Origin of the sequence: Agaribacter marinus (assembly GCF_030160655.1) — a bacterium.
GTDB classification, from domain to species: domain Bacteria; phylum Pseudomonadota; class Gammaproteobacteria; order Enterobacterales; family Alteromonadaceae; genus Glaciecola; species Glaciecola marina.
Window position 1 is genome coordinate 147,848 of sequence record NZ_BSOT01000011.1, and the last position, 11,773, is coordinate 159,620.

At 39.8% G+C, this 11,773-nt stretch carries 11 protein-coding genes; 7 read left to right on the forward strand and 4 right to left on the reverse strand.

Translation table 11 applies throughout. The features are described from left to right. The first annotated feature begins 231 nt into the window (after nt 1-231). The gene (locus QQK00_RS17790; protein ID WP_284219031.1) at nt 232-1,512 is read left to right on the forward strand and encodes a YfiM family lipoprotein; all 1,281 of its coding nucleotides are present in this window, start codon (nt 232-234) and stop codon (nt 1,510-1,512) included. Between the two features lie 51 nt (nt 1,513-1,563). Here QQK00_RS17790 and QQK00_RS17795 read toward each other — a convergent pair whose 3' ends face one another. The 3 genes from QQK00_RS17795 to QQK00_RS17805 all read right to left on the reverse strand — a co-directional run bounded on the left by QQK00_RS17795 (nt 1,564) and on the right by QQK00_RS17805 (nt 3,992). Continuing rightward, nucleotides 1,564-2,199 (reverse strand): hypothetical protein, encoded by a 636-nt coding sequence (locus QQK00_RS17795; protein WP_284219032.1) that lies wholly within the window; start codon nt 2,197-2,199, stop codon nt 1,564-1,566. A gap of 144 nt (nt 2,200-2,343) precedes the next feature. Then, nucleotides 2,344-2,715, reverse strand: a complete 372-nt coding sequence (locus tag QQK00_RS17800) for a VOC family protein (RefSeq protein ID WP_284219033.1) — start codon at nt 2,713-2,715, stop codon at nt 2,344-2,346. A 68-nt stretch (nt 2,716-2,783) separates the two neighbouring features. Then, entirely contained in the window at nt 2,784-3,992 is a 1,209-nt protein-coding gene (locus QQK00_RS17805; RefSeq protein ID WP_284219034.1) for an acyltransferase family protein, read from the reverse strand. Between the two features lie 120 nt (nt 3,993-4,112). Here QQK00_RS17805 and QQK00_RS17810 point away from each other — a divergent pair, with 120 nt between their 5' ends. From QQK00_RS17810 to QQK00_RS17825, 4 genes are all read left to right on the forward strand, one after another. Next, on the forward strand, nt 4,113-5,009 hold the full coding sequence (locus QQK00_RS17810; RefSeq protein WP_284219035.1) for a LytR/AlgR family response regulator transcription factor: 897 nt from the start codon (nt 4,113-4,115) through the stop codon (nt 5,007-5,009). An 85-nt stretch (nt 5,010-5,094) separates the two neighbouring features. Next, nucleotides 5,095-6,741 (forward strand): hybrid sensor histidine kinase/response regulator, encoded by a 1,647-nt coding sequence (locus QQK00_RS17815; RefSeq protein ID WP_284219036.1) that lies wholly within the window; start codon nt 5,095-5,097, stop codon nt 6,739-6,741. 234 nt (nt 6,742-6,975) lie between these two features. After that, entirely contained in the window at nt 6,976-7,668 is a 693-nt protein-coding gene (locus QQK00_RS17820; RefSeq protein ID WP_284219037.1) for a cupin domain-containing protein, read from the forward strand. A 95-nt stretch (nt 7,669-7,763) separates the two neighbouring features. Next, a complete protein-coding gene (locus tag QQK00_RS17825; RefSeq protein ID WP_284219038.1) occupies nt 7,764-8,621 on the forward strand; it encodes a sulfurtransferase in 858 nt (285 codons plus the stop codon). A 22-nt stretch (nt 8,622-8,643) separates the two neighbouring features. On the opposite strand, the gene QQK00_RS17830 is transcribed toward QQK00_RS17825, so the two are convergent. Beyond that, nucleotides 8,644-9,621 (reverse strand): fatty acid desaturase family protein, encoded by a 978-nt coding sequence (locus QQK00_RS17830; RefSeq protein WP_284219039.1) that lies wholly within the window; start codon nt 9,619-9,621, stop codon nt 8,644-8,646. A 208-nt stretch (nt 9,622-9,829) separates the two neighbouring features. Here QQK00_RS17830 and QQK00_RS17835 point away from each other — a divergent pair, with 208 nt between their 5' ends. Both QQK00_RS17835 and QQK00_RS17840 read left to right on the forward strand, forming a co-directional pair. Next, entirely contained in the window at nt 9,830-11,188 is a 1,359-nt protein-coding gene (locus tag QQK00_RS17835) for a beta-ketoacyl-[acyl-carrier-protein] synthase family protein (protein ID WP_284219040.1), read from the forward strand. A gap of 40 nt (nt 11,189-11,228) precedes the next feature. After that, complete coding sequence (locus tag QQK00_RS17840) at nt 11,229-11,768, forward strand: hotdog family protein (RefSeq protein ID WP_284219041.1); 540 nt, start codon at nt 11,229-11,231, stop codon at nt 11,766-11,768. The last annotated feature ends 5 nt before the right edge of the window (nt 11,769-11,773 follow it).

Consider the following 11,773-nt stretch of genomic DNA (forward strand, 5'->3'; position numbering starts at 1 on the left):
CATGCATCAAGTTGCATGGACTGAGGGTTATCATATTGGTAACCCTTTTTGTTTGGCGTCGATTTAGATTTTACAGCAACGTTGTGTATCGGGATAGGGTATTTTTGAAAAATACGCTTTATGTGAAATTAGAGGTTTTTACAAATTTCTACTTTTAATCAGTGAAGAATAAGAGATAATCCAGTTTGATTTGTTCACGATTTATCTTACGAGACCTTGTTTCGGTAAAACATGCGAAAAATAATTCGATATATTCTTCTTTCCACTTTTTTGTTGGTTGCGTTACTGTTGGCATTGTTATTGGAGTTGTCGCCTGATGTAACTGAGCAAAGTAGTACGCAAATCGACAATGCTGAGACGGTTAACACGCTCTTACAGGACGTCCGTTTTGTTTTCCGAAAGCGCTATAATTCACACACATTAGACGTGAGTGAAATGCAAGCAAATAGCTTAGCTGGCTTTATTCAACGAGCAAAAAATCAAGCTGCAGCGAATATTAGTTATGATAAAAGACAATTTACAATTTCAATCAGTTATAAAATTTTTGATACTTTGATTGATGTGTTTGTCAACGTGCACGTTGTTGTAAATGAAGGTAGTGGCGTTGATGTTGATACTGTGCGTGTTGGCGCGCTTAACCTGCCGGGCAATTGGGTGTTGTCTATGGCAGAATTAGCTGCTAATCGTTATACGAAAACGAAGGTAGCGAGCACTGCAATTGAAAGCATTGATAAAATAGATCTTGAAGGCAATATATTAACCCTATCATTAAACCCTTTAGATGGCTTGTTACGAGATATTAAGAACATCGAAACAGGTACGCTTGATGATAATTCTCAGTTGTTAAAAATTAGAGTAGCTCACTATTTGAGAATGCTCGACGGTATGTATGTTAACGCATCTGGCGTTGGTACTTATTCTTTAAATACTCTGTTAGTGCCCTTAATGATAGAGGCTCAAGCAATGAGCAATTTAGTTGGTGGGTCTGCAACATTAGAGAACGAAGCGGTGCTGTTAGCTTTATCGATTTATGCTGGGCATCGCCGGTTTGCGACTATCGTAGGAAATTTAGATTTTGCCATTGAGAAAATACCACAAGCACGCAGAAAGCCTTCCTTAGCAAACCGTCAGGACCTCAGCCAACATTTTATTTTCTCAGCTGCGATTAAGCTACTCTCTGAGCAAGGGATTAGCATCGCTGTAGGAGAATTTAAAGAGCTGATGGACCGGGGGCAAGGTGGCTCAGGTTATAGCTTTGTTGATCTAGCCGCTGATATGGCAGGTGCGCAATTTGCTGCGCTAGCCGTTAGCCCTGAAACTGCTGAGCGTGTGCAACAAATAGTGATTAGCGTTAACAGAGAAAATGCTTTTTTCCCAGCAATTGATAACCTTGAAGAGGGCATGTCTAAAAACGAATTTGCAATTAAATACAAGCAAGTAGATAGCAAAGAGTACTTAGCGGTTGTTTCTATGATTGATAAGCGTTTACATAGCTTACCATTGTATTATTGATCATTTACGTACCCACCAAAATTTGGGTACGTAAATGTCTTATCATACGTACTACTTACTAAAACGCCTTGCAAGTAAACTTAAAACGCCTAGTGAGAACAATATGGCAATACTTGGTGTGTTGACAGAAGGCGTCGGGTCAACAATGATTCTATTCAGTGCTTGAACAAATTCTAAGTCGAAACCTGGGCTTGAACCGCCATTGCTGCGACCTTCGATTTTTATTGCCGTTACTGGATCCGCAAAACTAATGCTTGATAAATCAAATGCTGAGATACCATTTGCATTGTTAGCACTGCCTAAAAATGTGAAGTTGATACCATCAGAGCTAACCGACACGTCAGCAGTTTCGCTGGCTGAACCCAATTCACTCACAAAAATATCATCCCCGACGCCATCAATAATATTTTCATTTATAAAAGCTAAAATAATCGATTGTCCGATTTTAAGAGATAAGTAACTTGTGTCATCATCGCCTAATACTGCGTCGGCAACTTCTCCGGTGACAGAACCGTCAAGCGCTCTAGTAAACGACAAGTCCCTAAACCCGCCAGCGCCGAGCACGCCTTTAACATTATCACTGTTGTCTTCATATCCAAGCACAGCGTCCGCAAAGCCTATTAAACTAGCATTAGCGTTTAGCGATAAAGCTAAAAACGCAAACACTGTAAATAATCTGATTTTCATCTTGTTTCCTTAAAATAATTCAAACATTTTATTAACCTTTAAGGTGTTAAGCAAAGTTTGGACCACTAAGAAATGGTTTGAAAATCATGCATTTAAAATTTTTAGTTTAATTTGTGTAAAAAAACATGACATGTTGATTGTGAACTATGTCGGCGAAGACACGTCGCATACCGTGCCTTCTGGCGCAAGCACGAGCATGCGCTTTTGACCGTAAAATGTAGATTCTGGTGTTTGTAATATCTCATATGTAAGCGATTGAAGTGCTGTATACACTGCCTCAACATCTTCTACTACAAAGGTAAGATACATGCCTGATACCTTGCTTTTAACTTGCGCAGGCACAATATCATGATCTTGGTTAACTAGGCCAAGTTCCAGCTTACTTTCAAGAGAAACTAAATGCACAAACCAATCACTGTCATAGCTAACATTGAGTGAAAATAATGTAGTATAAAATTGTTTTGATGCTTCTAAGTCGGTTGTCACTATATTTGTCAGTAAACGCTGGATTTCCATGTAATACCTATTTTTTGTTTTTGCTGAACTTTAGCGTAGCGTAAAGAGAGCAGGAGACAAACGAAAAACTAAGATTTGTTTGGATTAGGCAAACCAAAGCATAATCTCAATAGGTTAAAACGTCGAATTATCTCAAATAGTAAGTAACTGCTAACTATAGTCATAAGTGCAATGAATACAGCTTCTAGCCACGGTGTGAAATCAAATGTTTTAATGTTTGCAGCAAACAATATAATTAAGCTTTGGTGCAAAATGTACCAGGGTAGTACAGCTTCATTTGCGTAATTAAGTCGTCTCGATGGTTTATTGAGATAACGTCCGACATACCCTATCGATGCAAGCATCCAGCACCACATGTTTAGTGTAATCACAGCCCCATAGGCAAATTGAACAACAATGTATGATTGAAACGCGTCACCCATAAAAGGAAAGGCGCCATTTCTATCTAAGGCAACTAAACTATAGGTAGTGCAACCTATGTATACGAGTATGCGTCTATGTTTTATCACCTTGTTCCATATGTCTTTGCGATGCGCGAAACAATAACCCATCAGCATGATTGAAAAATATTTTGCATGACTCCACCAGTCGTCTACCAATGCATGTGTCGTCGCATACTGCGGACGAATATACACCCAAGCTATCAGGAAGTAGCAACTAAATATGACAAAGAATGGGATAGACCGTACGGACTGAAATGCCTTTGTGAAGATAAACCGCTCAAGCAATGGACGTAAGGCTAAGAACACAAATGTATAGGCAAAGAGGTATACCAAATACCAAAGATGATTCCATGTAAGTAGTCCAATAATAGATTGCTTGTCTGTCGCGAAATCAGTATTTACATTTACGTATGCCAACATAAAATCCCAAAAATTCTGGATTTCACCATAGTCGTCAAACATGCCATCGGCCTTGAATTCGTAATACACTTGAATGGGGACAATTAAGAGCATGCCGAATAGCAATGGCAGGAATAAACGCTTTGTGCGAGTGTTGATGAGTTGTTTAGCCGAATATTTATGTTTGACTAGCGCAAGTGTGATGCCTGAAATAAAGAACAAAAGATTCATGCGCCATAAGTTGCTAAAGACCATGAAATTTTGTAGCAATGTGCTTTGTGTATCACTCTTTATATGCCAATCCCAGTCCGCCACATAGTACATACCTAAGTGATAAAAAATGAGCAGTAATAATGCTAAGTTTCTTAACCAGTCTATGTCGTATCGACGATTTTTGTTTGCCGATGGTTGCATATAATTCTTATTAGAGTTCACGTTTAAGGTCCTTTAGTTTGCAAAAACACTTCATTTGCGTAGACTGCTATCAACAATAGTGGAATCCAAGCGGAAAGTAGGTTACACGAGGGCTTGAGTGATAAGCGGTGGAATACAGGGATGAATAAAACACATCAAACCTTATTTGAAAGATTCGATAAGCGGCCATTATTTTATTTGTGGCTAATATTGGCTATTTATTTGTTCGTTAATAGCTCAATGAACGCTTTCTCTGATTGGACTGAAGCGTCAAGAAATGGCGAAGTCCCACCTTTTCAGCTGTGGGAACCCTTTAGTTGGGAATACACAAGTGCAATAAGCAACTTATTGTTATTGCCGCTATTATACTGGTGGTTTAGAACCTCTCATACCACATTTCAAAGTATTCGTCGTTGGATCAGCCTACAATTATTAGCGTCATTGTTATATTCAATGGCGCACGTTGGTTTAATGGTGTCGTTGCGAAAGTTGATTTATATGTTAACTGAAGGTCAATATGATTTCGGTGATCTCCTCTCTGAATTCATTTATGAGTATCGCAAAGACTTGATGGGTTTTATATGGTTTATGGGCATCTATTACGCTTTTACGTTTATTTATCAGCGCCTTAAAGGTGAAGCTAGTTTTGTTCAGGAATCTGAGAACGCGCCAACAGCAATGAAAGTCAGTGACAATTCTACGCAAATGAAATCGCCGGAGCATTTGCTTGTAAAGAAGTTGGACAAAGAGTTTATTATTAAAGTTAGCGATATTGAGTGGCTTGAATCAGCAGGAAATTATGTGAATTTGCATAGTGGAGGGCGAATCTATCCTCTACGTGCTACGCTTAGTGGGTTAATGAAGCGTTTGTCTGAGCAACATTTTTCTCAAGTACACCGCTCATATGGCGTTAATGTAAATTGTGTGGATAGCTTGTCGTCGTTGCCTTCTGGGGATGGTGAAATTCAGCTTAAAAGCGGAAAAGTCATAAGTTTATCGAGGCGGTACCGCGAGATGTTGAAGGATAAATTGCGTTAGTTATCTATTGTTTTTTTAGCATGTTGCGTCAGCTTAATTCCATTTAAATGACGCCTTATCAAATATTAACTGTAAAAAGGTAGATATGATAAAAGCACCACAAACACCTGATGAGAAAGCTAGGCTAGCAGCGTTGTACGAGTACGATGTACTAGATACTGATGCAGAAAGAGTTTTTGATGATTTGACCGAATTAGCGTCAGAAATTTGTGAAACGCCAATCGCTCTTATCAGTTTGATTGACCCGAACAGGCAATGGTTCAAGTCAAAAGTGGGAATAGATGCCGAAGAAACGTCAAGGGATATCGCTTTTTGCGCTCATGCTATTCATGACAGGGAAATCTTTGAGATTGAAGACACGCATTTGGATGAAAGATTTCACGACAACCCCTTAGTAACAGGGCAACCTTGTATTCGGTTTTACGCCGGTGCGCAGTTAGTGACACCAGACGGTTATGCGATTGGTACCTTGTGCGCAATTAGCGACCAACCTAAAAAACTGAACGATCAGCAGCGAAAAGCGTTACAAACCTTAAGTCGAGAAGTTATATCGCAACTAGAATTACGCCAAAATATTAAAGAGCTACGAAAAGCTAACGACCATAAGACTGAATTCTTGTCGAACATGAGCCATGAACTACGTACACCGCTAAATGCTATTGTAAGTTTTAGTCGCTTAATGACTGACGAATTAAGCCTATTGAATCACTCAGGGAAAACTAACGATACTAGTTATAAGAAGTTCTCAGGCTATGTCGAAAGTCTTGAATATAGTAGTAAAAGACTGTTAAGCGTGATTAATTCGGTACTCGACTTAAGCAAAATCGAAGAAGGCCAAATGCCAATTAATTTGAGCCGTGTATGTTGTGAAATTTTCTTTGGTCAACTTTACAAAATGTTGCGAGTTAAAGCGGAAGAAAAGGCACAAAGTTTACAGTTAAGTATCAATGAAGACCTGCCTGATTTTATCGTAATAGATGAAGACAAAGTGGCTAGAATTTTGATTAATTTAGTCACCAATGCCATCAAGTTTAGTCCAGCGCATGGTCAAATAAATGTGAATATCAGTACTGACAGAAACTATCTTAATATTAGCGTAAAAGACAGAGGGATAGGCATTGGAGATGAAGATCAGGCACGTTTATTTGGAAAATTCCAACAAGCTAAACAAGGTGAAAATCAAGAGGGTACGGGTCTTGGATTGGCGATTACCAAGGCACTTGTCGAATTACTCAGTGGTGAAATAAAGTTAATTTCAAAAATTCAAAAAGGCACCCATGTGGCGGTGAAAGTACCCCTCAATGACGCAGTAGATATACCTTTTATATCTCGCGATCAAACCTTTGCGCCAAATTTTGCAAGAGATAAACGCATATTAGTTGTTGAAGACAATGAAATAAATCAAGTTGTCGCAAAAAACATCTTTAATAATATAGGCGTTGATATACAAATTGCTGAAAGTGGTGAGAGAGCGATTGAATTCGCAAATAAGCTACCTTATGACATTGTATTTATGGATATTCACCTACCGGGTATTAATGGTTTAGACGCTGCGCGTATTATTAAATCAATGTCAAAGAATACAGCGATAGTTACTATGACGGCTGATGCCTTCCATGATGCTGAAGTAGGTGAATTTGCAGATTTTTTAGATGGCACACTAATTAAACCTGTAGAGCAGAATCAGCTTATCCAAACACTCAATAAATTCATTCCGTTGTCAATCGATTGAATATACAGACGTAGGTATTTATTGCCTATACCTACCTGTAGATAGTTTTTATTTAAAACAATCACTTAACGTAAAGTTGAGTTTAATATTTGAGCATCTTGTTGACACGTATCACTATTGCGAATAATATACATACCTATCGGTAGGTAGCTTGATGTGTAGCTCAATATATACTTTGCTAAGTGAGCTACATACAAGTTCATATGTTCATTGAATGAAAAGTGGGAGCCTTATATGAAAATTAATGCAGAATTCGAAAAGCGTGTTGTCGTTCATAGTGAAGAAATGGCATGGGTTGCGTCGCCAATGGCAGGTGTAGATCGCAGAGCTTTGGACCGCGTTGGCGACGAGGTTGCTAGGGCAACAACGATTGTTCGCTATGCACCAAACAGTAAATTTTCATCCCATGTTCATACGGGTGGTGAAGAATTTGTGGTACTAGATGGCGTTTTTCAAGATGAACATGGCGATTTTCCTGAGGGGTCTTATATTCGAAACCCTCCACAATCAAGTCACACACCTAGGTCTGATGACGGTTGCACTATATTTGTGAAGTTATGGCAATTTGATTTACAGGATAGAACCCATGTGCGTTTACGTACTGATCATATGGCTGCCATTCCACATAGAGATGTACCGGGCGTTGCAGTGACCCCATTATACCAAGATGAAAATGAAAATGTGTCTCTACAAGTTTGGGATGCAAATACCAATGTACGTTTCTCAGTGCCGGATGGAGCGGAAGTGTTAGTACTGAGTGGCTCTCTTGAAGAGAGTGGCGACATACTCAAAAAAAATAGCTGGTTACGATTGCCTGTTGGCAGTGAGCTAAATGCCAATGCCGGTAAATATGGAGCAAAAGTTTGGCTGAAAACGGGCCACCTTACACAAGTTAGTCGAGACATTAGTAACGTGTCTAATCGTTAGAACTAATATCACAACAAATTACTGCTTAACTGGGCAGCCACAAGTTGCAGGGTGTTACTAGCAGTGTTTTAAATTAACGGTTAAAGGTAATTGCAATGGATAAAATTTTAATAGAAGTTGATGAACTTAAACATTTATTAGAAACAAAAAACGTGATTGTAGTAGACACGCGAGCACCTGAAGCATATGCGGAAGTACATATTAAAGGCGCTATTAATATACACGACGTATTTACTTATTTGTCTTCTTCTACAAACTCAGGTACTGATGCCATGAGAACTCACTTCGCCCAAGTATTTGGCAACGCGGGCATAAGTAATAGTGATACCGTTGTATTTTATGAAGACGCAATGAACAGTGGGTATGGGCAATCATGCCGAGGACATTTTTTATCTGACTACATTGGCTTACCCAATTCTAAAGTGTTACACGGCGGATTGTCGGCTTGGCGTAATGCGGGTGGAGCCGTTAGCGACAATATTGAAGTACTTGCTCCTGTTGAATTTGCATTGAGCGAAGACGGTAAAGGGTTAATCGTAAATAAGGAACAGGTACTTGATGCTATTGATTCTCAAGATGTAACCTTATTAGATGTGAGAGACGTCGATGAATGGATTGGCAATAGTAGTTCGCCATATGGTAAAGATTTTGCGCCTAGAAAAGGACGTTTACCGGGAGCCAAGTGGCTAGAGTGGTACCGTATGATGAAGCCAACAAATGATGGTCCTCGGATTAAAAGTCCTCAGGAAGTTATCGCAGAATGTCACAATATCGGATTAGACTTCAATAAACCTATTTACCTTTATTGTTTTAAAGGCGCTCGAACGTCGAATACTTACGTTGCCTTAAAGCAAGCTGGGTTTAGCAATGTGTCAACTTATTTTGGTTCGTGGAATGAATGGTCGAGAGAAGACGTATTGCCGATTGACGAGGGTTACCCAACCCCAAGTTAAGGTAATGCCTGACGAATCAAGACTAGATCGCAACCATCATGTTTTTATCTTCGTCCCACACTTTCAAAGCTAAGCAACTACGTACGTCTTTGAAAGACCAAGAGGTCACATGCGTAGACGCTAACTCTGGCACTTTTTCCATGACTTCGGGTAAACGATAGAATGGAATTCGGTGGTTTAAATGGTGAATATGATGGTAACCAATATTGGCGCAGAACCAGTGCATCAAGGGTGACATTTTCATATAACTTGAGCAATGCAAGGCAGCATGCACAGGTGTCCAATCAGCATTAGAACTTAGCTGTACACTCGGAAAGTTGTGTTGTGCGTAGAATAAATATGCGCCTAAACATCCACCTATTGCTTGCGGGATAAACAAGCTATACACATATGTCGAGATGCCAAGGTTTACTATTATCAATGTGCTTAGTCCAAGGTAAGCGATGATTACCAGAATGCCATCGTAGTTCTTTTTTACATTTCTAATTATGGACGAGACAATCATTCCTAGGACGAACACCGTAAATACACCGGCCAACATATTGAGTGGATGCCGTAAAAATAGGTAAAAACGTCTTTGACCTTGACTCATTTTTTGCCATTGGCGTTTAGTCACCACTTTGTAAGAACCAATATGAGATGACGGAATTTTTGCGTTGTGCGCATGGTGATAATTATGTGTTTCACGCCAAACATTCTTTGGCGTAAGTATAATCACACTCAACAATGAGAAAAAATAATTTGCCCACGTTTGCTTACGCAAAATCGCCCCGTGCATGTAGTCATGATACAGCACAAAGAGCCTAAGAAGTAATAAACCGGCCACGACAGAAAAACCGATATTGAGCAATAAAATAGGTAATATACTTGCGGCAAAGGCGCAAGCAATAAACATGAGAAATGTGCTGAGTACCGCGAGCGTACTTTTGCTTAAGTCTTCACTAGCGAATTCATTGGCTTTTCGAACTAGGTGCTTTTGCTCAGTTGATAGTTGTTTCACTCGGTGAATACCCTAATAATTCCTTTTTGCACTTTCCAAATAGAAAGAGAAAGCATGTTGCAAATTCACTATTTTTTTGAGAATAATACCACAGCGTCTTGGTTATAGAACTAAATGCGTGTGACAATAAGATGAAATTGCAAATCTAAGCATCATCGCCGTTGGCTCATTAATGAAAGTTATATCGTAAATTACCTAAGGAAGTTACATGGCGTCTAGTGGACGTGTCGTTATTACAGGGATGGGTGCCCTGTGCAACATCGGTTCAAACCTTGACGAAGTCTGGAATAACGCGTTAAAAAGCAAATCAAACGTTAGCGAAATTCCAGAGCGTTGGCGTTTATTCAATGATTTTAGATGCAATATTTGGGCGCCATTAGCCGATATCGATTATGCGAAGAATGGCGTGACAAAGTCACATCTAATGAAAGCTGATTTGGTCACAATTCACCAGTACATAAGTGTAAAAGAAGCGCTTTTACATGCGGGCTTTACGTTTTCTCAAGGCGATAGTAAACGCGCTTATAAAATCAATGAACTCGCTGATACCCAGCGAGTAGGTGTTTATATGGGAACCGCAGTGGGGGGTGTAAATACTGCATTTAATAACCATTCAAAATTACTCTTGGGTAAAAATAAGAAAATTTTGAATACGAGCCTTGATGAAACTCAAAAACGAATGCTCAATTTCGAGGACTGGAAAACCCCACGTAAATTAACGCCCTTTGCCATACCGATGTTGATGTCTAATGCGGTGTCTGCGTTTATTGGTATTCAATTTTCATTGAATGGCCCTAATCATACGACAGATTTAGCTTGTGCGGCTGGCGCTAGTGCAATCCTAAATGCATGTCAGGCGATTCAGAGTGGGGCGATTGACTTGGCATTGACGGGCGGCTCTGAATACTTAAACGATGATTATGGCGCATCCTTCAAGGGCTTTGACGTGTCGGGTACATTGACTCAGCATTCGGGCGATATGAAAGCGGCCAATAGGCCTTTCGATAATAAGCGCAGCGGCTTTTTACTTAGCGAAGGAGGGGCTGGCGCATTGGTTCTTGAGTCGTATGAACACGCTGTCGCTCGCAAAGCAACTATTTATGCTGAAATCGTGGGCTATGGCAATACGTTTGATGCGTATAGCATGATGCAACCAGACCCTTCGGGTGCGCAAGGCCAGGTGGCGATAGAGCAAGCATTAACCATGGCCGGTATTAAACCCGCAGATATCAATTATATTAATGCGCATGGCACTGGCACATTAAGCGGAGATGAGGCTGAATCTAACTTAATTGCACGTCTTTTTGGAAACAAACCGTCGGTTGTATCCACTAAAGCACTTACGGGTCATTCAATTGGCGCGTCGGGCGCAATCGAAGCCATTGTTTGCACGAAAACACTATATCATAGTGAGACGCATGGGATGCCAAATTTGGCAGACCCAATAAATGATTTAAATTATGCGATTGAACCACAGAAGATAAATGCGATATATGGACTCACTCAGTCTTTCGCATTTGGCGGGCATAACATTACATTAGTCCTCAAACGTTGGGATGACTCTTAGACGTGAATCATTTGGCAAAAAACAAGCAACGGACACGTCCATGTTAAGTTGGTTATCGCTGCGAGAGGCAAAACGCTTTGTAAAACAACATCAAAAAGGCAAAGAAACCTTTAAGACCAGATGTATACGGCGTGCTTTCAATTTTATTCCAAATCATTATTTTTCAGGCGGGCGGGTAATCTATTTGTCCCCGTGCATGACGAAGGGTATCGTGACCCTTCCATATTGTTATCGCACGATTAATGTGTTTGGTAATTTTTTTGGCGGTAGTATGTTTGCAGGAACAGACCCGATGGGTATGGCGCTAACGTTTTTGAATATAAACTGGAAAAAATATGTTCCAATCGACAAAACTACGACGATAAAATACATTCGGCCAGGTAAGCGCCGCTTGTATGCCATTTTAGAATTGTTTGATGAAGAAAAAGAAACGATGAATCAATCACTCGAGCTAACAGGTCACTACTTGTATACCTGTTCTATAGATATTGTAGACGCCAACATGAAGAAATATGCGCAAGTAGATAAAGTTGTTCATATCGAATGTAAGCAGCGCTTAAAAAATAGAATACGCAAATAAACTTA